The organism is Peterkaempfera podocarpi (assembly GCF_042466665.1).
Classification (GTDB): domain Bacteria; phylum Actinomycetota; class Actinomycetes; order Streptomycetales; family Streptomycetaceae; genus Peterkaempfera; species Peterkaempfera podocarpi.
The window spans coordinates 466,840-490,813 of sequence record NZ_CP162102.1 but is presented as its reverse complement, the minus strand read 5'-3'; the positions used below and the strand labels follow the sequence as shown (position 1 = coordinate 490,813).

Sequence of the window (23,974 nt, the reverse complement as noted above, 5' to 3'; positions counted from 1 at the left end):
GGAGGTGGGAGGACGTGAAGGGATTCACTCGCAGGCTGCTGGTCAGGCTGGGCACCGGACTGATCATGGTCTGGGTCGTCGCGACATTCACGTTCTTCCTCGTGCACGCCCTGCCCGGCAACCCCGGCGACGTCCAGTACGAGCAGTACGTCACCCATGGCATGGCTCCGGAGGTGGCCCGCGCCAAGGTGGCCGTGACCTACGGCTTCACCTCGCACGAGCCGCTGATGCAGCAGTACACCAGCTACATCTGGCAGCTGCTGCACGGAAACCTCGGGGTGTCGATCTCCTACACCGGAGAGCCGGTCCTCCAGGTCATCCGGGCGTCACTGCCCTGGACGCTCTTCCCCGTGCTGAGCGGACTGGTCGTCAGCTTCACCGTCGGAGTGGCAGCCGGAGTCGTGGCGGCCGTGCGGCGCTCCTCGCGCTGGGGCGGGCTGCTCTCGCTCTCCGGATCGCTGGTCGCCGGCGTGCCGTCGTTCGTCCTGGCCCTGCTGCTCGGCTCCCTGTTCCACACTCTCCTGCAGGTCCTGCCGTTCGGTGACGTCAGCGACGTCACCCTCGAGCCGGGCTTCAACGGCCCCTACATCGGCTCGGTGATCAGCCACGCGGTGCTCCCCGTCGCCACCTATGCGCTGCTGAGCTACGGCGGCTGGCTGCTGGCCATGAAGTCCAGCGTGGTCTCGGTGCTCGGCGACGACTTCATCCTCGCCTCAGAGCTGCGCGGCATCACCCCGCTGACCCGGATGCGCTACATCGCCCGCAACGCCATCCTGCCGCTCTTCACGGTGCTGGCACTCTCGCTGGGCTTCATGTTCGGCGGATCCGTGCTGATCGAGGACATCTTCGACTACCCGGGCCTCGGCAACCTGCTGCTCAAGAGCATCGGAGCCCGCGACTACCCGCTGATGGGCGGCGCGTTCCTGCTGATCACGGTGGCGATCGTGCTCGCCAACATCCTCGCCGAGCTGCTGTACTCGGTGATCGACCCGCGTGTGAGGCGATGACAGATGACCGCTCCCACCCTCGGCGCCGCCACCGTGTCCGTACGCCGCCGCCGCCACTCGACCTTCTGGAGCGCCGCCCGCCGGGTGGTGCTGCGCAAGCCGGGACGCATCATCGGGCTGGGCATCCTGGTGTTCTTCGCACTCATGGGGATCTTCGGCCCGTACATCTACCCCGGGCAGCTGGCCGTCGACCCCGAGAACATCTACGCGGCGCCCAGCGCCGCCCACTGGCTGGGCACCGATTTCGCCGGCTCCGACGTCTTCCAGGAGGTCATCGTCGGCGCCCGCTATGTGCTGCTGACCGCCTCCCTGTCGGCCCTGTTCACCGCCGTCATCGGCACCGGGGTCGGCCTGGTGGCCGGCTACCACCGGGGCCTGGCCGACTCGGTCCTGATGCGGGCCACCGACTTCATCCTCACCATCCCGGCATTCCCGCTGCTGATCGTGCTGTCGACCATCTGGAGCTTCGCCAACCCGCTGGAGATGAGCCTGGTCCTGGGGCTCACCGGCTGGGGCGGGGTCGCCCGCGCGGTGCGCTCCCAGACGCTCTCGCTGCGCGAGCGCGGCTTCCTGGAGGCCGCACGGGGCCTGGGCCTGCCCACCAGGCACGTCATCGTCAAGGAGCTGCTGCCCAACATCGCGCCCTATGTGGCGATGCAGCTGCTGCTCTCGGTGATCGGCTTCATCGGCGCCGAGGTCGGCCTCTTCTTCCTCGGTGTGGTGCCCTTCTCCAGCAGCAACTGGGGTGTGATGCTCAACCAGGCCGTCTTCGCGGGCGGCGCCATGAACAGCCCGGAGGCCCTGGGCTATCTGCTCGCCCCTCTGGTGTGCATCCTGCTGCTCACCCTCGGCGTCGTGCTCTTCCTCGACGCCATCGACGAACTCTTCAACCCGCGGCTCCGGGAGCGGTCATGACGGACACCGTGCAGCTCACGGCAGAGCGTGCCGAGGCGGCCGCCGAGGTCAGCGTCCGGGACCTCACCGTCCTCTACCGCACCGACCAGGGTGAACTCCCCGCCGTCTCCAACGCCGGCATAGACCTGCCCTCCGGGACCATCACCGGCCTGGTGGGGGAGTCCGGGTCGGGCAAGTCGACCCTGGCGCTCTCCCTGATGAACGCCATCCCCACCCCCGGCCGGATCAGCAGCGGCTCGATCCAGGTCAACGGGGTCGGCGATGTCACCAAGCTGGAGGGCCGGGCACTGCGCCGGGTCAGGGGCCGTGCGCTCGGCTATGTCTTCCAGGCCTCGCAGAACTCGCTCAACCCGCTGAAGACCGTGGGCAAGCAGCTCATGGACCTCGGGCGTGCACACGACGTCCAGGACATGCGCGGGCTGGTCCGCCGGGCCAAGGAGCTCGCCGACGAGATGGGCATGGACGGTGCCCGCGTCCTGGACTCCTACCAGCACGAGCTCTCCGGCGGTATGCGCCAGCGCGTCGGCATCGTGCTGGCGCTGGTGCTCAACGCCCGGGTGCTGATCCTGGACGAGCCCACCACCGCGCTGGACATGCTCTCCCAGGCGGCGGTGCTGGACATCGTCCGCAAGGTGCACCGCCAGGAGGGCCTCACCACCCTCGTCGTCACCCATGACATGGGTGTCGTCTCGGAGATCGCCGACCGCCTCGCCGTGATGTACGGCGGCCGGATCGTCGAGGACGGCCCCGCCATGGACGTCCTCCAGCGCCCCGCCCACCCCTACACCAGGGCCCTGATCGGTGCGACCGCCCGGATCACCGGCGACACCGAAACCGCCCGTGCACTGCCCGGCAGGCCGCCGGACCTCACCACCGTGCCCCGGGTCGGCTGCGTCTTCCGCGAGCGCTGCCCGCTGGCCATGGACGTCTGCGCCGAGACGGAGCCGCAGCTGCTGACCTGGGCCCCCGACCGGCGCCGGGCCTGCCACGCAGAACCGACCACCACAGCAGCGACAGGAGAGGGCGCGTGATCGAGGCCAGGAACATCACCCGCACCTACCGCACCCGCGGGGCGTTCACCGGGGAGCGGGTCGTGCAGGCGCTGCGCGGGGTCGACTTCACCCTGCCGAAGGGCGGCGCGGTCTCCTTCATCGGCGAGTCCGGCTGCGGCAAGACCACCCTGGGCAAGATCCTCACCGGTCTGGAGACCTTCGACGGCGGTGAGCTGGTCATCGACGGCGTCGAGCTGTCGAAGGTCCCCGAGCGCCGCAGGGCGCAGTACTTCCGCCGGATCCAGATGATCCACCAGGATCCCTACTCGGCGCTCAACCCGACCAGGACGATCGACCAGATCCTCGGCGACCCGCTGCGGATGCGGGCCAAGGAGACCGGGGACCGCACGGGCTCGGTGCTCGACCGCGCAGCGGAACTGCTGGAACTGGTCGGCCTGGAGCCGGACGGTGTGCTGCCCAAGTACCCGCACCAGCTCTCCGGCGGCCAGCGCCAGCGGGTGGTGATCGCCCGCGCCCTGACGGTGGACCCCGAGGTGCTGATCGCGGACGAGGCCGTGTCGATGATCGACGTCTCGATGCGCCTGGGCATCCTCGGCCTGCTCCGCGACCTGCGCACCCGGCTGGGCATCTCCCTGCTGTTCATCACCCATGACGTCGCCACCGCGCGCTATGTGGGCGACGGCGGCGAGCTGCACGTCATCTACCGGGGCGAGGTGATCGAGCGCGGAGCCACCGACACCGTCATCCAGTCGCCGGTGCACCCGTACACCCAGTGCCTGCTGTCGGCGGTGCCCGTGATGCGCGGACTGGAGGAGCCCGGCCCCGACCGCCTGGTGCCGCTCGGTGCGCTGGACGAGCGCACCGAGACCCCCGGGTGCCTGTTCGCCCCCCGCTGCCCGTTCGCCGACGAGCGCTGCACCGGGGCGCACCCGGTGCTCGACCGCACCAGCGGGGTCGAGCAGGAGCACGCCTGCTTCCATCCGGTGCCGCGGCGGGTGGTCGCGGTCGAGACGGCCGGACAGCACTGAGCAGCGGGGCGGGCCGCGGCCGGTCGCCGGGCCGGCCGCGGACCGCCCCGTACCGCAGGGGCGCCGGCCAGGTCCGTGTACGGTCCGTACCCGGGCGGTGCCGACCTGATCGCCGTGCCCGGCGGCCGCCCGGCCGCCACCCACGGGGACTCCCGGCGTGCGACGGTGTCCATGCGAAGCTTCCGGTGCGCCGGGCACGCAGCCACCGCTGAGAGAAAGGCAGTTCCGTTGAGCCGCTCGCCCGAACTGGTGCTGGGGGTGGACGCCGGGGGTACCAGCACCCGGGCCGTCGTGGTGTCGCTGGACGGGGAGATCCTCGCCCGCAGCCGGGGCGAGGGGGCGAACCCGCGCTCCGCACGGAACCCGGCGGAGGCACTGGCCGGTGCGCTCAGGGACGCCCTGGCGGGCGTGGACCCGCAGCGGGTGGCCGGGGGCGTCTTCGGCCTCGCCGGATCCGGCGCCGCCGGGCGGGCGCTCGCCGAGCAGCTGGCGGGCCTGGCCTGGGAGCAGGCAGGGCTGCCTGGCCGCCCGGTGGTGGTGCCCGACCTCGCCGTCGCCTTCGCCGCCGCCACCCCGCTGCCCGACGGGGCCCTGCTGCTCTCGGGGACCGGCGCCGTCGCCGCACTGCTGCGGGACCGCCAGGTGTCCCGTCGCTGCGACGGCTACGGCTGGCTGGTCGGCGACGAGGGCTCGGGTGTCTGGATCGGCCGGGAGGCCGTCAGAGCGGCCCTGGCGGCCCTGGACGGCCGCGAGGAGCCCACCGCGCTGGTGGACGGTGTCTCGGCCGCGCTGCGGTGCGACGGCGATGCACCCGAGGGCCTCGCCCAGCGTCTGGTCGGCGCCGTCTACGGGGCCGAACCGGCCCGGCTGGCGATCCTCGCACCCGTGGTCGACGCCGCCGCCCGGGCCGGCGACCCGGTGGCCCGGCGGATCACGGCGGAGGCGGTCGCGGGGCTGCTGCGCTCGGCGAAGGCCCTGGGCCCGCTGGACGACGGGACCCCGTTCGTCCTGGCGGGCTCGCTGCTCACCCGGCCGACCCTGCTGGCCGAGGGGGTCCGCGCCGGACTCGCCGAGCTGGGCGTCCACCGGCCGCTGAGAGCGCTGGACGGTGCGGCCGGGGCCGCGGCGCTGGCCGCGCGGGGGCGCGGTGCAGGCGACGCGGCGCACCGCAGACTGTCAGAGGGCCAGCAGGAAGCGGGTCGATGAGGTCTGTGCCCGGAACCGGTGCGGGATCTCACTGGCGAAGTGCAGTGACTCACCGGGGTGCAGAAGACTGGCCCGACCGCCCACCTCCACCCGCAGCAGCCCGCTGACGACGTAGCAGAACTCCTCGCCGGGATGGGAGACCGGCTGCTCGTGATGGGCGGGTGTGCCGTCGCACAGCACCACCTCGTAGCGGTGCGCCTCGGGGCCGGTGAGCGGATAGGAGCGGCCGGCGCCGATCGGCAGCGGTCTGACGGGTCTCGCGGGACGGCGGGTGGTGGCGGGGGAGCCGTGCGGCCGTGCGGGACCGCACGGCTGGGCGCCGAGGAGTACGGCGGGGGTGCTGTCGAGGGCGAGCGCTATCCGGCTCACCGTGTCCAGGGTCGGATTGGTGCGCCCCGACTCCAGCTGGCTGAGAAAGCTCTTGGAGAGCCTGGTGCGCCGCCCCACCGACTCCAGGGTCAGTCCGAGGCTGCGCCGCCGCTGCCGTACCGCGGCGCCGAGAAGCTCGGAGGCGCTGCGGCTCTCCGTCCTGTCCACCACTGGCATCTCTCGCACAAGGACCTCCGATCGGTGACGCCCGATGGTTACCCGCGAAGTGATAGTCAAATTCCTACACCCATCAGCCGGGTTGACGGAAGATTCCAACGTGCATCACGATGGGAAGACCATTCGGCCGCATCCTCTGGAGCCCCCGTCGTGCGCGTCCTCGGCATGATCTCCGGTACCTCGCACGATGCGATCGACACCGCACTCGTCGACATCCGCCAGCACGGCGACCGGCTGGACTGCCGGGTGCTGGGCACCGGTGCGACGCCCTATCCGGCCGAGCTGCGCCGGGAGCTGGTCGAGGCACTGCCGCCGGGCCGGGTCGGGCTGGACGCCGTCTGCCGGCTGGACACCGGTATCGGCCGGGCGTTCGCCGAGGCGGCGCAGCGGGCCGTGGCGGAGCACGGACCGGTCGACCTGGTCTGCTCCCACGGCCAGACGCTCTACCACTGGGTCGACGGCCGCGACGTCCTCGGCACCCTCCAGGTCGGACAGCCCGCCTGGATCGCCGAACAGCTGGGCGTCCCCGTCGTCGCCGACCTGCGGGCCCGCGACGTCGCGGCGGGCGGCCAGGGCGCGCCGCTCGTCGCCCACCTCGATGTGCTGCTGCTGGCCGGGCTGCCCGGCCGGGCGGCCGCGTTGAACCTCGGCGGCATCGCCAACATCACGGTGGCCGGCGACCCGCCGCTGGCCTATGACACCGGCCCGGCGAACGCACTGATCGACGCGGCCGTCCTGGCCGCCACCGGAGCCCCCTACGACGACGGCGGGCGGATCGCCGCCGAGGGCCGCATCCGGCAGGGTCTGCTCGACGAACTCCTCGACGAGCCCTACTACCGGCTGCCGCCGCCCAAGACCACCGGCAAGGAGCTCTTCCACCCCGGCCTGCTCGACGACGTGCACACCCGCCACCCCGGGCTGTCCCTGCCGGACCTGGTGGCCACCCTCACCGCCCTCACGGCCCGTACGGTCGCGGCGGAGGTCGAGCGCCACGGCGTCACCACCCTGGTGGCGTCCGGGGGCGGCGTACGCAACCCGGTGCTGACCGGGATGCTCCGCGAACTGCTCCCGAAGGTCCGGCTGCTGCGCTCCGAGGAGCTGGGCCTGCCCGCGGACGCCAAGGAGGCCATCGCCTTCGCCGTCCTGGGCTGGCACACCTTCCACGGGCTCCCGGCGACGCTGCCCTCCTGCACCGGGGCGCGGGGGTCCCGTGTCCTGGGTTCCCTCACTCCGGGCGCGGGCCCGCTGCGGCTCCCGGCACCCCTGGCCACCCTCCCCACCGCGATCGCCTTCTCCTCCTGACGGAGCCTCAGATCGGCGGACCGGTGCGCCGGTTGGCATCGGCATGCCTCCGCACCTGTTGACGGCGGATTCCCACGCTCCCTAAGGTCGCAGGGCCGGACATGTATATGTCCGGCGTTCACACTCGTGCACCCTGCTGAGCCTGTCAGAGAGGGAAGCCTGTGACACCTGCGCCATCACGGCCGTCCGCCCACCCAGGGCTGCGCCGCTGCCTCACTACCGCTCTGGCCCTCGGCACGGCCCTGGCGGCCGCACCGGCCGTCCCCGCCGCAGCGGCCTCCCCGCAGCCGCCGGCCGCGCTGCGGACGGCCTCGGCGGCCAGTCCGAGCGCCCCGGGGCATCTGCGGGTGCCGGCCCTGGCGTACGACGAGGACAGCATCAGCCTGGTCTGGGACCAGCCGGACGACCGGGCCGGCATCACCGGCTACCGCGTCTACCGGGACGGCTCCTACATCGGTACCGCCGGGCAGGACTCCGCCTCCGCGGCCCAGCCGTACATCGACCGCTTCTACGCCGACCCGGCCAACTCCCGCCAGGTCCGCGTCCTCGCCCACCACTTCACCGCCGAGGGACTGCGGCCGCACACCCGCTACCGCTTCACCGTACGCGCGGTGGACAGCGCCGGCCAGGAGTCCGCCGACAGCACTTCCGTCGTGCAGTCGACCACCGCCGTCCCCAAGGTCTTCGACGTCCGCGACTACGGAGCGGCGGGCGACGGCAGCACCCTGGACACCGCCGCCGTCCAGGCCGCCATCGACGCGGCCACCCCGGGCAGCAAGGTGCTGCTCAGCGGAGGGGTGTTCAGAACCGGGGCGCTGTGGCTCAAGAGCGACCTCACCTTCGAGGTGGCCACCGGCGCCACCCTGCTGGGCTCCGCCGACGCCGACGACTACCCGTACGGGTACCAGATGTACGCATACTCGACGGACCCCCGCTTCCACTCCCTGCTGAACGCCCAGACCTGGGACTACGGCTCCCTGCACGACATCAGGATCACCGGCGGCGGCACCATCGACGGCAACGGCTGGAAGCAGGACGGCACCGACGCCGACGGCTTCCCCGTCTCCGCGGAGAGCAGCCCCGCCACCCTGGAGGCCAACGGCATCCTCGCCAAGGCACAGGTGGCGAAGGCCACCGCGCTGGGCAGCACCGGAGCCTACAGCACCCGCTCCAACCTGATCACCCTGCGCGGCGTACGCAACGCCTACCTGGGCGACATCACCGCCGTGAACCCCTCGTACCACACCCTGGTCAGCCTGCACAGCGACGACGTCACCGTCGCCGACACCCGGCTGACCACCTATGACATCAACAACGGGGACGGCATCGACTTCGGCCACGGCAGCGGGCTGACCGTCTTCGGCACCGTCTTCGACACCGGTGACGACGCGATGAACTTCGCCGCGGGGCTCGGCGCCCAGGCCGAGCAGGACGTCCCCACCGGAGGTGCCTGGATCTTCGACAACTACTTCCACCGCGGCCATGGCGCGGTCGTGGCGGGCAGCCACACGGGCGCCTGGATCCAGGACATCACCGCCGAGGACAATGTCATCGAAGGCACCGACATCGGACTGCGGATGAAGACCGCCCCGCAGAACGGCGGCGGTGCCAGGCGTGTGCTCTTCCGCGACAACGCGCTGAAGGACATCGGGACCCAGGCCTTCGTCTTCACCTCCGCCTACGCCGACCCCAACGCCGCCATCACCTTCGAACCGGCGCCGGACAAGGCGCACTTCACCGATGTCACGGTCCAGCATGTCACCGTGGACGGCACCGGACAGGAGTCGATCAAGGTCCTGGGGGTCCCCGACAGCTACCACCAGCGACTGCGCTTCAGCGATGTGCGCTTCCTCGCCGCCAAGCCCGCCTCGCTGCGCTATCTGCGGGACAGCAGCTTCGACGGGGTCGTCTTCGACACCACCGCGGACCCCTGGCAGATCCAGGACTCCACCGGGCTGTCCTTCGGCCCCGGCACCACGGAGACGGCGGTCTCCGAGGACGCCGCCCGCGCCCCCGTCTGGCCGCAGCACGCCACCGTGACCGCATTGCCCTCCGACACCGCCGTCACGCTCGACTGGTCGACCGCGAGCGACACCTCGGCCGTCACCGGCTACCGCATCCTGGTCGACGGGCGGTTCGCCGCCGCGTTCGCCGGCGGCACCCACAGCGGGCAGGTCACCGGTCTGGCCCCGGACACGGTGCACACCGTGCAGGTCCAGGCGGTCGACGCCACCGGCGCCACCACGGACGGCCCCCGGGCACGGGTACGCACCACCGGCACCGCCGACCGCACCCCGCCGGTGCCGCCCGCCGGCGGCAGTGCCTTCTCCGTGGTGCCCGGCAGCACGGGCAGCACCTGGGCCGCACTCACCTGGACGGCGGCCACGGACGACCACGGCATCGGCCGCTATGAGCTCTACCGCACCGGCCACCGCATCGCCACGGCCGACGGCGCGGCCCTGGCACTCACGGCCACCGGGCTCACCCCCGCCACCGCCTACAGCTTCCGGCTCAGGGTGGTCGACACCTCGGGCAACAGCGCCTGGTACCCCGTCGTTGCGCAGACCGTCACCGCCCCACCGGTCGCGCTCAACCCCATCCCCTGACGGGATTCGTCCCTTCCGCACCGAGGGTCCGCCGCGCCGTCACGGCGCGGCGGACCCTCGGCCTGTGCGTCCCGGTCACCGCGCCGGGAGAAGCTCCAGGGGGAGGCCGCCGGCTGCGGCGCCGAGCAGGGTGAGCTCTGCGTTTCCCGGTCCGGCGGGGGTGGTGCCGTCGCTGAGGACGGCGAGGGCGAGGGTGTTGTGGCCGTGGGGGTCGAGGATCCCGTTGGGCAGGACGAAGGTGTGCTGGGGGCCGACGTCGTTGATGTACTGGCCGAGGTTCCAGCCGTTGAGGAAGAGCTGGATGCGGTAGGCGTGCGCGGGGTCGTCGGTGAGGGTGAGGCCGAGGGAGGCGTCGGTGCCGTGGGGTACGGCGAGGCGGAAGTCGGTGCGGTACCAGGTGACGCCCTGGCGGGTGCCGGTGTGGGGGAGGGTGGTCGGCTGCCAGTGGCGGTCGTCGTGGTGGGGGAGGTGCCAGCCGGCGCGTTCGCCGTGCAGGCCGCCGGTGTTGAGCGGGCCGCGCAGCGGGTCGGCGGGCCCTGCGCCCTGGATCCGCCAGGTCAGCGCCGGGGCCGGGCCGGAGCCGGAGCCGGGAGTGAAGGCGGCCGAGACGAGTCCGCGGGCGGCCTTGAAGGCGTCGTTGGCGCCGCCGTCCTCGTCGTGCGCCATCGGGCGGACCAGTACGGCCAGCACATGCCGGCCGTCCCCGCGTGAGGTGTCCGGCACCGGGAAGGCCGCGGTCGCGGACCAGGTGCCGGTGGTGGCCTGGGCCTTGGTGGGGACGGGCATCCGGTGGGCGCCCAGTGGGGCGCCGTCCAGCCAGGCCATGAGGAGGCCCTGGGTGCCGGTCTGATACGCGAGTTCGACCGTGGCGCTGTCGACCGGTCCGGTGAAGGTGGTGCGGTACCAGACGTCGCCGTAGTGGAAGCCGTAGTCGTCGGCGAAGAGCACCGGGCCGCCCGCCGGCACCGGGGTGGTGCTGTGGGAAGTGGTCCGGTCGGCCACCGCCCAGGCGGAGTCGTCGTAGCCGGGCTCGGACTCGGGGTTCTCCTCGGCCCGGCGCCAGCCGGTGAGCTTCGGCAGGGCGAGGGAGGCGGGGCCGGACAGTTGATGACGGGCCGTCAGGCTGCCGGAGGGCGACATGGTGACCGGGACGGGACGGCCGTTCCAGAGCACGGCCTCGATCCCGCGGGCGCCCAGACCTCCAGGTCGCTCGGGGCGGTGGTGTCCCCGGTGAGATGGACCGTCGCGCCGTCCACCCGCGCCCCGCGGAGCAGGGCCGGACCCCGCAGCAGCAGGGGGCCCGAGGTGGTGTCGTGGCGCCAGAGCGCGGCGGAGGCGTCGTCGTCGGCCAGGAGCAGCAGCAGGGGTGAGGGGTGGCCGTCCCCGGAGATGTGCAGACGGGTGAGGCCGGAGAGCGTGGCGGTGATCGTCAGCAGCCCGGCGGAGGCGTCGTACGAGGTCTGCGCGGCGCCGTCGAGGACGCTGACGGCGGGGGCCTGCGAAGCGGCCAGGGCCAGCTCGACGGAGTCACCGGGGCGGGAGACCAGCACAGCCACGTCCTGGCGGCCGATGGTGTCCTGGATCATCGGCTGCGCGGTGGTCCAGCGCAGCCGGCGGGAGCCCAGCGCGATCCCGGTGGCCAGCAGCCGGGCGTCATGGGCGCGCAGTCCGACCGGGACGGTGACGGTGCCTGCCTCGGTCGCCATCGGGAGGGTGAAGGCGCGGTCCAGTGAGGTGTCGTTGCGGACCACATAGACATGCGCGGGGGTGGTGGGGCTCGCGAGGTGGTAGACCCTGACGGCGGTGTCGTCGGCAGCGGTGTCGGAGGCCCGGTCCAGCGCGGCCAGCTCCGGGACCGCGTCGAGCATGCAGCCGAGCTGTTTCATCGGGGGGATCTTCGAGGTGAGGTTGCGGGCCTCGTCGATGGCGGCGCCGTAGTCGTAGGAGGTGTACACGACGGGGGCGGGGAGCCAGCCCCAGGAGGTCCCGCCGAAGGTCATGTAGACGTTGTGGACGGTGATGCCGTTGGCCAGGTTGGTGAGGTAGAAGCGGCGTTCATAGGCGGCGTCGCGGGTTGCCCTGGCGCCGGCGTAGCCCTGTCCGTCGAACTCCGCGCCGCCCCAGCAGTCGAACCAGCCGCCGCCGAACTCGGCGAGGAAGCCGGGGGTGCCGGGGCTGGCGGTGGCCGCCCTTGGCGCCGCCCGGGCCGAAGAGGCCCCAGTCGGGCGGGGCGCCGGTGGGGCCGGGGTATCCGTCGAAGGCGTAGAGGTAGCGGCCGCTCTCCCCGTCGGTGGGGAAGGACCCGGGTGTCCAGTAGCCGTTGCGGCCCTTGTCGTTGTGGAACAGCGGCACCTCGATGCCGGTCGCGCGGGCGGTGGCGTACAGATGGGACAGATAACGGGCTCCCGCGCCGTCACCGATGTGGGCGGCGTACTCGTTCTCCAGCTGGTAGAGCAGTACGGTGCCGCCGCCGGAGGTGTACTGGCGGGGTGCGATCACCGCGTTGACGGCGGTGAGCCACTGGTCGACATGGCCGAGGTAGGTCGGGTCGTCGGTGCGGGCGGTGCCGGCGGTGGCGGTGAGCCAGCCGGGGTAGCCGCCGGCGTCCACCTCGGCGTTGATGTAGGGGCCGGGGCGGACGATGACATGGAGGCCCTCCTCGGCCGCCATGTCGAGCATCGCTCCCAGGTCGCGTACGCCGGTGAAGTCATAGGTCCCCGGTGCGGGGGAGTGGTAGTTCCAGGAGACGTAGATGCAGACGGTGTTGTAGCCGCTCGCCCGGAACTTCTGCAGGATGTCGCGCCACAGGGAGGGGCTGGGCAGCCGGAAGGGGTGGAACTCCCCGGACCAGACCGCGATACGGCTCCCGTCCAGCAGCACGGAATAGTGGTCGAAGCCGACAGAACGGGCGGCGCCGGGTCGCAGCCCCGTAGGCTGTGCGACCGGTGGCGCGGAGCCCGCCGGGGGCGCCGAGGCCTCCGGGGGCAGGCCGGACCGGGTGGCCAGCCCGGCAGCGAGACCGCTGCCCAGCAGGGTGAATCCTCTACGGCTGAGCTCCACATGTGCCTCCGCTGGGAAATCGGCTGTGCAGGCCGGGATCGGACTGGGGCGGCGCCTCGGCTCCCCTGCCGCTGGATGCCGGCGGGTACGGGGGAGGGGCGGGAAGGGCAGCGCATGCGCGGGGACCGGAACGGACCGCTGCTGCGGCCGTTGGGTCCGGCGGCTGCGGCGGGGTGGTCGCGACTGCGGTGCCGGGTGGTCGGACCGTGGATGAACCGATCTAAATCCCGTGTCGCTGCCCTGTCAAGGGATCGCGCAGCCGTGAAAGAAAGCGCTGTCCTGATGGCCACTTCCGTCCAGGAGGTTTGGGCACCGTGTCCGCCTCGGGGTACCTGTCGGGAGTGTGGGCGCAGTCAAGCCATCATCAGGGCATCATCCCAGGACAGAGCCGTTTTGGTGCGACGGGTGACGGGCCGTCGGACCGGGCTGCAAGCCGTGGCGCCCCCTGGTGCAGGGCTGCGCAAGCTTTACCGTCCAGCTGAGGACAGCGCTTTCCCAATCCCTTGACGGGGTGCCCTCTGCCACCTACGGTGCCGCTTGAACCGATTCAGAAATTTCCATGGGGCAGGAAGGGGAAACGCATGAGAGGGCGATCGTTCCGCTGGGGCGTCTGGGGGGCGGTGGCTGCCATGTCGGTCACCCTCACAGGGGCGCTGAGCGCCTGCGGGTCATCCGGCGGCAGCAGCAGCGGTGGGACGCAGACCATTCGTTTTGTCTGGTGGGGCAACGACGACCGTGCGGCCGCGACCAAGAAGGCCGTGGCGCTGTTCGAGAAGAAGTATCCCAACATCCATGTGCAGACCGAGTTCAGCGGCTACGCAGCATACGTCCAGAAGCTGACCACGCAGGTGGCCGGCGGCGCGGCACCTGACCTGATGCAGCTGGACCGCCCGACCTTCGGCGAGTACCAGCACAAGCATGTGCTGGCCGACCTCAGCGGATATGTGGGCAGCACGCTCACGGTCGACAAGGTGCCCGCCAATCTGCTCTCCGGCGGCAAGGTCGACGGCAAGCAGTACGCGGTGCCCGGCGGCCAGACCACCCAGGTGCTGGTGTACGACGCTGACAAGTTCGCCAAGGCCGGGGTGACGGTGCCGGACACCGGATGGACCTGGGAGCAGTTCACCAAGGACATGGAGAAGGTCGGTACGGCCACCGGTACACCCGGGACCACCGACTTCGGCTGGGCCGTCGACTGGTTCGACTCCTGGCTGCACGAGCAGGGCAAGCAGCTCTACACCGGCGACGGCAAGCTCGGCTTCACCGCGGGCGACCTGGAGCAGTTCTGGAACATGACCGGTGAGATGCGCCGCAGCAAGGGGGTGAGCTCGGCGGAGGCGACCACCAAGATGGACGGGTCGACGCAGAACTCCGCGCTGGTGCTCGGCCAGGCGGCCTCGGAGATCAACTACGACTCCAACCTCACCGCGTACATCTCCTCCTACAAGGGGACCCTCAAGACCGCGGCGCTGCCCAGCGAGGGCTCGCAGTCGGGGATGGCCGCGCTCGCGCCGGTCTACTTCGGTGTGGCTCAGCACTCCGGCCACAAGGACGCCGCCGCCAAGCTGCTGAACTTCCTGGTCAACGACTCTGAGGCAGGAACGGCCCTGGGCGCCACCCGCGGTGTGCCGGCCAACACCGACATCCGCACCCAGGTCTGCGCCGCCGCCGCCAGCGACAGCAAGGCCGTGTGCGACTACGAGAAGGGCGTCGACAGCAAGATGGGGCCCTCCTCCAGCTGGCTGTGGCCCAGCGGCTCCTCGTCGATCAAGACCGACTTCCAGCAGGTCTACGACGACGTGATCTTCGGCAGGACCAGCGTGGCCGACGCCGCCGCCCGGGTGGTGAGCGACGCCCAGCAGTCGCTGGCCCCCTGACGCCACCACCCCGCTCCCGGCCCCGGCTCGCCCGCCTCCGTCCCCGGAAAGGCTCTTGCACCGTGCTCCACCTGGCTCCCGACCCCGCCGCGGCACCGCCGCCGCCACCCGCCGACCCGAGCAGCCGTGAGGCGGCGAGGGCGACCGGCCGCCGACGGCACCCGGCGGCACCCGGCCGGGGGCCGGGCGGCGGCGAGCCCGCCGCAGCCACCCGGCCGGCCGCGGCACAGGGTTCTCCGGGCCCTGCCGCGGCGGCGGCCGCGGGCCGGCCGCGGGGGGTCCGCACCGGTCCCCGTGCCCAGGCCGGCACCCCGGTCGGCGAAGGAAGGATGACGTGATGTCCAACACCGCACTGACCCGTCCGGAGTCCCGGCGGGCGGCCGTGGTCGCGCCCCGGCAGGCCAGGCCGCGCCGTCGCCGCGACCGTGCGGCGTATGTGTTCCTGTCGCCGTGGATCATCGGGGCGACGGTGCTGACCGTGGGACCGATGCTGGCGTCGCTGTATCTGTCCTTCACCGACTACGACCTCTTCGACTCCCCCCGGTTCGTCGGGTTCGACAACTACGTCCGGATGTTCACCCAGGACGACCGCTACTGGCACGCGGTGACGGCCACCCTGGAGTACGTCGTGGTCTCGGTGCCGCTGAAGCTGGCGCTGGCACTCGCGGTCGCGCTGCTGCTCAACAAGGAGCGGCGCGGCACCGGCTTCTACCGCTCGGCCTTCTATGCGCCCTCACTGCTGGGCGCCAGCGTCAGCGTGGCGCTGGTGTGGCGGGCGATGTACGGCAGCGGCGGTGTCGTGGGACGGGTGCTGGAGGTGTTCGGCATCCATGTCGGCAGCCTGGTGGACCAGCCGCGCTACGCCCTGCTGACCGTGATCGCGCTGGCGGTGTGGCAGTTCGGCGCGCCGATGGTGATCTTCCTGGCCGGTCTGAAGCAGGTGCCGAGGGAGCTGTACGAGGCCGCCTCACTGGACGGCGCAGGCCCGGTCCGGCGGTTCTTCGCGGTGACGCTGCCGATGCTCTCCCCGGTGCTGCTGTTCAACCTGGTGCTGGAGACCATCCATGCGTTCCAGTCGTTCACCAGCGCCTTCATCATCAGCAGCGGCCGCGGCGGCCCGAGCGACTCGACGCTGCTCTACACGCTCTACCTGTACCAGCGCGGGTTCAACGACTTCCGGATGGGCTATGCGTCCGCGATGGCCTGGGTGCTGCTGGTCGTGGTCGCCGCCATCACCGTCCTGCTCTTCCGCAGCGCCAGCAAGTGGGTCTTCTACATCGGGGAGGGCAAGCGATGAGCGCCGAGGCGAGAATCGCGGTGGCGGTCCCGGGCCGCGGTGTCGGCCGCGCCGGGAGGTCCGTCCTGTGGCACGCGGCCGTGCTGGTCGTGGTGCTGGTACTGCTGTACCCGGTCATCTGGCTGGTCTCCACCTCCTTCAAGCCCGCGGACGAGGTGCTGTCCAACCTGGCGCTGCTGCCCGGGCACGCCACCTCGGGCAACTACGGACAGGCCTTCAGCGGGGTCGCCGGCATCAGCATCTGGCGGTACTTCGGCAACTCGCTGGCGATCTCGGCCGGTGCGGTGATCGGCAATGTGGTGTCCTGCTCACTGGCCGCCTATGCGTTCGGCAGGATGCACTTCCGCGGCCGCGGACCGCTCTTCGGGTTCATGATCTCCACCATCATGCTGCCCCAGCATGTGGTGCTGATCCCGCAGTACATCGTCTTCCAGAAGCTCGGCCTGGTGAACACCTTCTGGCCGCTGATCCTGCCCAAGTTCCTCGCCACCGACGCGTTCTTCGTCTTCCTGATGGTGCAGTTCGTCCGCGGCCTGCCGCGGGAGCTGGACGAGACGGCCACCGTCGACGGCTGCGGACCGTTCCGGACGTTCTGGTACGTGATCCTCCCGCTGCTGCGGCCGGCACTGATCACCACCGCCATCTTCACCTTCATCTGGACCTGGAACGACTTCTTCACCCAGCTGATCTACCTCAACGACCCGTCGAAGTTCACCCTGCCGCTGGCGCTGCAGATCTTCGTCGACCAGACCAGCAAGTCCTCCTTCGGCCCGATGTTCGCGATGTCCGTGCTGGCACTGGTGCCCATCGGGCTGTTCTTCCTGGCGTTCCAGCGGTTCCTGGTGGAGGGCGTCTCCACCTCCGGTCTCAAGGGTTGAGGGGGCAGACGATGAGTGCGCACCGTGACACCCGGCGGCCCGGGGACCTACTGCTCCGCCAGTTCACCCTGGTGGCCGAGGTACTGCTGATCGGGGTGCTGGTCTGCGTGGCCGCACTGCCGGTGGTGACCTCACTGGCCGCGGCGGGCGCCGGATCGGTCCTGCTGAGGGAGCTGGTGGAGACGGAGCGGACCCCGACCGTACGCCGCTTCCTCACCCTGCTGGCTGCCTCACTGCGGCAGCCGCTGGTCGTGCTCGCCCCGCTGCTGGCCGCAGCCGTCGCGGGGCTGGACGCGCTGGCACTGGCCGCCGGGCTGCCCGGCGGCGCGGTGCTGGGGCCGGCGGTCGCGGCGGCGCTGGCGCTGGTACTGCTGCTCGCGGTGCGCGGCTCGGCGCGCTGGCGGCCCGGCAGCGCATGGCGTCCGGTGCTCGCCGGGACGGCCCCCGTGGTGCTGCGCGACTGGCGGGGCAGCCTGCTGCTGGCCGGAGCCCTGGTGGTGCTCGCCGTGGTGGCCCTTCAGGTGCCGGCGTTCCTGGTGGTCCTGCCCGGGCTGCTGGTCATGGCGGCGGTCGCGGTGGAGCGGCGGGAGGCACGGTGAGCCGGACGGTGGTGCTCGCCGGGGCCTCCGGCTACGGCCGGGGCTATCTGCGCCAACTCGCGGCGCTGGAGGCGGCCGGCGCGGTGCGGCTGGCAGGGGTGTGCGAGGTGCACCCGCTGGACGACGAGGGCCGGACCCTGGTCGGTGACCGGCCGGTGGACACCGATCTGGCACGCCTGCTGGACCGCACCGGCGCGGAGATCGGCATCGTCGCCACACCGATCCACACCCACCAGGCCCTCGGGCGCCAGGTGCTCGCCTCCGGCGCGCATCTGCTGCTGGAGAAGCCGCCCACGCCCACACTGGCCGGCTGGCGGGAACTGGTGGAGCTGACACGGTCGGCCGGGCTCGTCTGCCAGCTGGGCTTCCAGAGCCTTGCCTCGGACGCCCTCACCCGGCTGTCCGCGCTGATCCGCGAAGGGCGGCTCGGGGAGCTCCGGGGGATCGGGGCGTACGGCGCCTGGTCCCGCACCGACGGCTACTACCGGCGGGCGTCCTGGGCCGGTCGCCGGGAGATGGACGGTGTGCCGGTGACCGACGGTGCGCTGACCAACCCGTTCGCCCATGCGGTCGCCACCGCGCTCGTCCTCGACGGCAGCACCGGTTACGGCGACATCGCCGCCGTGGAGCTGGAACTGCTGCGGGCGCGGGACATCCAGGCCGACGACACCTCCTGCGTGCGGCTGCGTACCGTGCGCGGCACCGTGGTGACGGTGGCGGTGACCCTCTGCGCCGCGGTGGAGTCCGAGCCGGTGCTGGTGGTGCACGGCAGCCGCGGACGTGCGGAACTCCACTACACCCGGGACCTGCTGGTGGTCGACGGCCGGGCGGAGCACCACGGCGGTACCACGCTCCTGGAGAACCTGCTGGCGCATCTGGACGACCCGGAGGTGCCCCTGCGGTCGCCGGTGGACTCCTGCGGCGGCTTTATGCGGGTCCTGGAGGCGGTGCGCACCGCGCCCGACCCGGTGCCGATCGACCGGCGCTGGGTGCGCCGCCGTGGCGAGGGCGACGCCGCCCGTGCGGAGGTGGCCGGGGTGGAGGACGCGGTCCGCACCTCGGCGGAGCGGCTGGCGACCTTCGCCGAACTCGGGGTGGCCTGGGCGTCGCAGGGCTCGGCGCCGTCCCCGGACCCGTCCCCGGACCCGTGTCCGGTTCCGGCGCCGCGGACGGGGGTCGCGGGATGACCCGCTTCACCGTCGGCGGCCGGGAGGTCGCCCGGTACGGCTGGGACGGCGGTGCCCTGCCGCAGGTGGTGGCACGGCCCGCGCTGCATCCGCTGCGCACCCGCGGCGGAACCGTGGTCACCGGCGCCCACCCGCCCGACCACCCCTGGCACCGGGGCTTCGGGATCGCGCTGCCGGATGTGGACGGGGTCAACCTCTGGGGCGGCCCCAGCTGGGTCCCCGGGGCCGGCTACCGGGAGGCGGAGCTCGGTGTGGTCCGGGAGAGTTCGGCCCCGGCTGTCACCGCGGGCGCGCTGGAGCACCGGCTGGTGTGGTGCGACGCCTCGGGGCGTGAACTGCTGCACGAGGAGCGGCGGGTGCGCACCGGCACCCCCGAGGCACCGGGCGGCGCCTGGTGGCTGGAGTGGTCCACTGTGCTGTCCGCGGCCGGCGACCGGCCCGTGTCCCTGGGCAGTCCCGGCAGCGGGGGCCGGGCAGGGGCGGGCTACGGCGGCTTCTTCTGGCGGCTGCCCGCCGTCGGCCCCGGCCGTACCGCGGTCTTCACCGCCGACGCCGAGGGCGAGCGGCAGGTCCACGGCGCACGGGCGGACTGGCTGGCGGTGGCCGTGGACGACGGTGACTCCTCCTGGACCGCGGTGCTGTCCGCAGGAGATGCCCGTACCGCGGCGGACCCGTGGTTCGTACGGGCGGGCGAGTACTTCGGGATCGGCTCGTCGCTCGCCTGGGACCGGCCGCTGGTTCTGCCTCCCGGCCGGCAGCTGCCGATCACCGTCCGCCTGGTACTGGCGACGGGGTGCGTGACCGGCAGGGTGCGGCCGCGCTGCCGGCCGCGGCCGGGGCGGGGTGGGAGGAGGGGCCGGCATGGCCCGGGCGGTGACCCTCCGCGATGTCGCGCAGCTGGCCGGGGTGTCGCTCTCCACCGCGTCCCGGGTGCTCAACGGCAGTACCCGTTCGGTGGGGGAGCAACTGCGCCATCGGGTGACGGCGGTCGCCCGCGAGCTGGACTACGCCCCCAACGCGCCCGCCCGGGCGATGGTGCGGGGACATGTGGACGTGGTCGGCGTGGTGGTGCACGACATCGACGACCCGTACTTCTCCGCGGTGGCCTCCGGGGTGATGCGGCGGGCCGAGCGGACCGGCCTGCTGGTGGCCGTCTCCAGCACTCTGCGGCGGCCCGAGCGCGACGCCGACTATGTGGCGGCGTTCCGCCGGCAGCGGGTCCGTGCCGTCATCCTGGTCGGCAGCCGTACCACCGACCGGGTGGAGCTGGAGCGGCTGCGCACCGAGGTGGAGCGGTTCCAGGCCACCGGGGCGCGGGTGGCCGCGGTCAGCCAGCCGCATCTGCCGGTGGACAGCGTGGTGGTGGAGAACCAGGCCGGGGCGCAGGAGCTCGCCGGTGAGCTGGTGGGGCTGGGTTACCGGCGCTTCGCGGTGCTCGCCGGACCCGCCACCCTGGCGACCGCCCGCGACCGGCTCGCCGGTTTCCGGGCCGGGTTCGCCCGGCACGGCGTCAGTCTTCCCGAGGAGCATGTGATCCCCGGGGAGTTCACCCGCGACGGCGGCTATGCGGCGATGCGGAGGGCACTGCGGCAGGGACTGGACGTGGAGTGCGTCTGCGCCGTCAACGATGTGATGGCGGTGGGGGCGCTGGCGGCCCTGCGCGACCAGGGGCTGCGGCTGCCCGCCGGTATCGCGGTGACCGGCTTCGACGACATCGCCACCGCGAGGGATGTGACCCCGCGGCTGACCACCGTGCGGGTGGACCTGGAACAGCTCGGCGACGCCGCGCTGCACCTGGTGCTCAGTGACCCGGTCGAGGTCCCGAGGGTGCGGCGGCTGCGCGGCCGGGTGGTGATCCGGGAGAGTACGCCGCCGTTGCGCCACCGCCTCTGATTCACGCGTGATCCCGGCGGCCGCCGGATCCGGACCACCCAGCAGCCCCGCCGCGCGGCGGCCGGGGCCCGGTCCGGCCTGGGCTACGGCCCCCGCCGGCGTGTACCAGCAACCTCTTCGAGCGCAAAGGAGTGCCATCGTGCACCATCCGACACAACCCACCCGCCGTACCGCGCTGGGCCTGCTCGGTGCCGCCGCGACCACGGCAGCATGGGCGGCCGGCACCGGCGGTGCCTCGGCGGCCACCTCCGCCGGGGCACCGGGCGGGTCCGCCGCGCCGCACGCGCCGCAGGGGGTGACCCTGACGCTCAACGGCAGGCCCGCGAAGGTCGGCAGCTACGCCTTCCCCGGGGACGTCGACACCGTGGTGCTGGACAACGGCCTGGTGCGTTTCACCTTCGGCCGTGACGACGCCGCGGGCGGCAGCGTCACCGGCTGGTCCGACGTCTCGATCACCGCCACGTCCGTGGTGGTCGACGGTACGGAGCTGGCCCACGACCTCAACGGTGTCGAGCCGCGCGACCCGGACCGGCAGCACTCCTTCTACATCGACGCGGCCGGCGGGAAGAGCCGACTGGTCTGCAGCGAGATCAGGGTGCTGCGGGTCGGGCACGGGCTGGCGGAGATCGCCTTCGTGGACACCACCAGCAACCCGCTTCAGCACGAGCACCATCTGGTCATGCGCTCCGGCAGGCGCGGCCTCTACGGCTACAACATCCTGACGGCGACCGCCGCCACCTCCATCAACGAGGTGCGGATGAACACCCGGTGGAACCGCGCCGTCTTCGACCACTGCTACAACTGGGAGCGGGGCAAGGGCCAGCAGCCCACCTATGCCTATCTCGCGACGCAGACCAGTGTGCAGGACGAGACCTGGCAGGTGGACGGGGTCAACAACCCGGCCCTGCCCTCACCCGGGAGCAACTCCGCCAACCTCGCCCCGGGCACCGTCTACAGCAAGTACGAGTGGAGCCTCTACCACCACGAGAACCCGATGTTCGGCCACTACGGCAATGGGTTCGGGGCCTGGTTCACCCCGCTCGGCGGTGTCACCGACCGTACGCTGGCCGGGTTCTACGGTGTCGGCCCGCAGCACCAGGACCTGGCGATCCATCAGGACGCGCTGATCCTCAACTACTTCGGCGCCAACCACTACGGGCTGCCTGCCTACGCCCTGCCGGCCGGGTACCGGCGGCTCTACGGGCCGTGGCTCACCTATCTGACCGTCGGGGACCCGGCGGACCCCGACGCGATGATCGCCGACGCGGCGCGCATCGCACAGCAGGAGATCGCGGAGAACCGCGCCGGATCGTCCTGGGTCAGCGATCCGCTGTACCCGGCGCCGGAGCACCGTACGACCGTCACCGGACGGCTGCGCATCTCCGACGGCCGCCCGGCCGCGAATCTCTGGGTGCTGCTCACCACCCAGGACGTCGACGACGTCTACACCGTCCATGAGCCCACCTACTTCGTGAGGACGGACGAGCAGGGCGGGTTCACCCTCCCGGGCATCCCCCCGGCCTGGGTGCCCGGCACCACCACCCCCGGCTCGTACACCCTCTACGCCTTCGCGGCCGACGGTTCGGTCACCGACCAGTACAAGCAGACCGGGATCACCCCGAGCGGGGCGCACCACGACCTCGGGGAGATCGTCTGGACCCCGACGGGGCGCTCCACCTTCCTCTGGCAGATCGGCAGATCCGACCGGACCAGCGGTGAGTTCGCCCTGGCCACCGGATCCCCCGCGCTGCCCGAGCCCCGGGCCTACGCGAAGCCGGCAGCCGTCCCGGGGGACCTCACCTTCACCGTCGGCTCCGACTGGGAGCCGCGGGACTGGTACTACGCCCAGACCAATGCCGGAACCTGGACCGTCGCCTTCACCCTGGACCGGGTCCCCACCGGCACCGCCTACCTCACCGTCTCCACGTCGATGCAGCAGGGCTCGCCGCCCGTGGTGGCGGTCAACGGCTCGACGGCCGGGATCGTCGGAACGCTGCCCGCCAACAACGACTCGACGATCGCCCGGCAGACGGACCGCAGCGGGTTCCCGCGCAAGGGGGTGCTGACCTTCCCGGCATCGATGCTCAAGGCCGGCGCGAACACCGTGACCTTCACCCGGGGCTCCGGGACGGCGGCGGGCAACGGCATCGGCTGGGACACGGTGGTGCTGGAGGTCGACGAGGCCGAGGCGCAGGCCCCTGCGGACCTGGTCGGCGAGGTGACCCGCCTGCGGGACAGGCGGGGCGTGCGCACCTGGCAGCTGAAGATCACCAACCGCGGGGCCGGCGCGGCCAACGACGTACGGCTGGACGGCATCGGCCGGCCGGACGGCCGGGGCCGCCCCGACGCCGGGCTCGCGGTCGTGGGTGCCGACCCGAACCGCTTCCCGGTTCCGGTGGCCGCATCGATCCCGGCGGGAGGATCGGTCACCACCACCGTGCAGATCGACGGCAGCCGCCTGACCCGGTCGGAGGCCGACCGCATAGCGATCGGCTTCACCGCGAACGGCGGCCGGGCGCGGGGCTCGGCGGTGGGGCGGCGCTGACAACCGCGGCAGTGCCCGGTGCCTCCGCTCCCGCGTCCGGCGGGAGCGGAGGCACCGCGGCGGTGCCGCAGCGAGCCGCTGACAGCAGGTATACCGGTCAGTAATATGGCTTGCGGGTCCCCAGGGACCGCCGCCCCGGCGCCCCCGCCGGGCGCCCGGAGGAGGGGAAGCGTGAGCGAGCCGAGCAGCACAGCCGAGGCGTTCTTCGAGCGACTGGCGGAGGACCGCTTCGTGCCCACCGCCTGCACCCGGGGCCCCTGGAGCCCCGATACCCAGCACGCGGGCCCGCCCGCCGCGCTGCTCGGCCGCGCGGTCCAGGACCGGGCCGGTGCCCGCGAGGACATGCGGCTCGCCCGGATCACCTTCGACATCCTGCGACCGGTCCCGATCCGCCCCCTCACGGTGGAGACCAGGCTGCTGCGCCAGGGCCGCAGCGTCGAGCTGGTGCAGGCATCCCTGCGCCCCGACGGCGAGGACGAGGTGATGCGGGCGACCGCGCTGCGCATCAGGACGGAGCCCGGACTGCTGGCCCCGGTGGCGGCCGGTCCCGCCGTCCCCGCACCGGACAGCGCCCAGCAGGAGCCGTTCTACCCCGTCCCCTGGGATGTCGGCTACCACACCGCCATGGAGTGCCGGTTCGTCGCGGGATCGTTCCTGGACCGCGGCCCGGCGACCTGCTGGATGCGGATGCGGGTGCCGCTGGTGGCGGCCGAGAAGACCACGCCCCTGGAGCGGGTGCTGGTCGCGGCCGACTCGGGGAACGGGGTGAGCAATGTGCTGGACTTCGGCTCCCATGTCTTCGTCAACCCCGATCTGACGGTGCATCTGCACCGGCTGCCCATCGGCGAATGGGTCTGCCTGGACGCCTCCACCAGCATCGACGACGCCGGCCTCGGCATGGCGGAGGCGGCGCTCCATGACGAGCAGGGGCGCATCGGGCGCAGTGTGCAGAGCCTCTTCGTGGCGCAGCGCTCCTGAGCGTCCGGCCCCGCCGCCCGGTGCACGGGTCGGCGGG

Annotated in this window: 16 protein-coding genes and 2 pseudogenes; 16 read left to right on the top strand and 2 right to left on the bottom strand. The window is 72.3% G+C overall.

Annotated elements, in window-relative coordinates; translation table 11 throughout:
• The first annotated feature begins 14 nt into the window (after positions 1-14).
• The 5 genes from AB0761_RS02215 (at position 15) to AB0761_RS02195 (ending at position 5,169) form a co-directional block, all read left to right on the top strand.
• Entirely contained in the window at positions 15-1,007 is a 993-nt protein-coding gene (locus tag AB0761_RS02215) for an ABC transporter permease (RefSeq protein ID WP_377267122.1), read from the top strand.
• A gap of 3 nt (positions 1,008-1,010) precedes the next feature.
• Positions 1,011-1,922, top strand: coding sequence for an ABC transporter permease (locus AB0761_RS02210; protein ID WP_377267121.1), 912 nt, complete (start codon positions 1,011-1,013; stop codon positions 1,920-1,922).
• Positions 1,919-2,953, top strand: a complete 1,035-nt coding sequence (locus AB0761_RS02205; RefSeq protein WP_377267120.1) for an ABC transporter ATP-binding protein — start codon at positions 1,919-1,921, stop codon at positions 2,951-2,953. Before AB0761_RS02210 ends, AB0761_RS02205 begins: the two co-directional genes overlap by 4 nt.
• On the top strand, positions 2,950-3,963 hold the full coding sequence (locus AB0761_RS02200) for an ABC transporter ATP-binding protein (protein ID WP_377267119.1): 1,014 nt from the start codon (positions 2,950-2,952) through the stop codon (positions 3,961-3,963). Before AB0761_RS02205 ends, AB0761_RS02200 begins: the two co-directional genes overlap by 4 nt.
• Before the next feature lie 228 nt (positions 3,964-4,191).
• On the top strand, positions 4,192-5,169 hold the full coding sequence (locus AB0761_RS02195; RefSeq protein WP_377267118.1) for an N-acetylglucosamine kinase: 978 nt from the start codon (positions 4,192-4,194) through the stop codon (positions 5,167-5,169).
• Here AB0761_RS02195 and AB0761_RS02190 read toward each other — a convergent pair.
• On the bottom strand, positions 5,140-5,715 hold the full coding sequence (locus tag AB0761_RS02190) for a helix-turn-helix domain-containing protein (RefSeq protein ID WP_377273912.1): 576 nt from the start codon (positions 5,713-5,715) through the stop codon (positions 5,140-5,142). The two genes, AB0761_RS02195 and AB0761_RS02190, sit on opposite strands and share 30 nt — an antisense overlap.
• Positions 5,716-5,865: 150 nt before the next feature.
• On the opposite strand from AB0761_RS02190, the gene AB0761_RS02185 reads away from it, so the two are divergent.
• Both AB0761_RS02185 and AB0761_RS02180 read left to right on the top strand, forming a co-directional pair.
• Complete coding sequence (locus AB0761_RS02185; protein WP_377267117.1) at positions 5,866-7,017, top strand: anhydro-N-acetylmuramic acid kinase; 1,152 nt, start codon at positions 5,866-5,868, stop codon at positions 7,015-7,017.
• Between the two features lie 161 nt (positions 7,018-7,178).
• The gene (locus tag AB0761_RS02180; protein WP_377267116.1) at positions 7,179-9,623 is read left to right on the top strand and encodes a fibronectin type III domain-containing protein; all 2,445 of its coding nucleotides are present in this window, start codon (positions 7,179-7,181) and stop codon (positions 9,621-9,623) included.
• Positions 9,624-9,698: 75 nt separating this feature from the next.
• Here AB0761_RS02180 and AB0761_RS02175 read toward each other — a convergent pair.
• Positions 9,699-12,683: pseudogene (locus tag AB0761_RS02175) on the bottom strand (beta-galactosidase).
• Positions 12,684-13,264: 581 nt separating this feature from the next.
• Between AB0761_RS02175 and AB0761_RS02170 the strand changes: the two are divergent.
• The 9 genes and pseudogenes from AB0761_RS02170 to AB0761_RS02130 all read left to right on the top strand — a co-directional run bounded on the left by AB0761_RS02170 (position 13,265) and on the right by AB0761_RS02130 (position 23,937).
• A complete protein-coding gene (locus AB0761_RS02170; protein ID WP_377267115.1) occupies positions 13,265-14,560 on the top strand; it encodes an ABC transporter substrate-binding protein in 1,296 nt (431 codons plus the stop codon).
• A gap of 337 nt (positions 14,561-14,897) precedes the next feature.
• Positions 14,898-15,857, top strand: coding sequence for a carbohydrate ABC transporter permease (locus AB0761_RS02165; protein WP_377267114.1), 960 nt, complete (start codon positions 14,898-14,900; stop codon positions 15,855-15,857).
• Positions 15,854-16,735 carry a carbohydrate ABC transporter permease gene (locus tag AB0761_RS02160; protein ID WP_377267113.1) on the top strand — a complete coding sequence of 294 codons (882 nt, stop codon included), beginning with the start codon at positions 15,854-15,856 and terminating at the stop codon, positions 16,733-16,735. The genes AB0761_RS02165 and AB0761_RS02160 overlap by 4 nt, the downstream gene beginning before the upstream one ends.
• A gap of 11 nt (positions 16,736-16,746) precedes the next feature.
• Positions 16,747-17,334, top strand: a complete 588-nt coding sequence (locus tag AB0761_RS02155) for a hypothetical protein (protein ID WP_377267112.1) — start codon at positions 16,747-16,749, stop codon at positions 17,332-17,334.
• The gene (locus AB0761_RS02150; RefSeq protein WP_377267111.1) at positions 17,331-18,521 is read left to right on the top strand and encodes a Gfo/Idh/MocA family protein; all 1,191 of its coding nucleotides are present in this window, start codon (positions 17,331-17,333) and stop codon (positions 18,519-18,521) included. Before AB0761_RS02155 ends, AB0761_RS02150 begins: the two co-directional genes overlap by 4 nt.
• A pseudogene (locus AB0761_RS02145) lies at positions 18,518-19,309 on the top strand (PmoA family protein); the annotation flags it as partial. The gene AB0761_RS02150 and the pseudogene AB0761_RS02145, both read left to right, overlap by 4 nt.
• 73 nt (positions 19,310-19,382) lie before the next feature.
• Positions 19,383-20,414, top strand: a complete 1,032-nt coding sequence (locus tag AB0761_RS02140) for a LacI family DNA-binding transcriptional regulator (protein ID WP_377267110.1) — start codon at positions 19,383-19,385, stop codon at positions 20,412-20,414.
• A 139-nt stretch (positions 20,415-20,553) separates the two neighbouring features.
• Positions 20,554-22,959 carry a polysaccharide lyase family protein gene (locus AB0761_RS02135; RefSeq protein ID WP_377267109.1) on the top strand — a complete coding sequence of 802 codons (2,406 nt, stop codon included), beginning with the start codon at positions 20,554-20,556 and terminating at the stop codon, positions 22,957-22,959.
• 171 nt (positions 22,960-23,130) lie between these two features.
• Entirely contained in the window at positions 23,131-23,937 is an 807-nt protein-coding gene (locus AB0761_RS02130; RefSeq protein WP_377267108.1) for a thioesterase family protein, read from the top strand.
• The last annotated feature ends 37 nt before the right edge of the window (positions 23,938-23,974 follow it).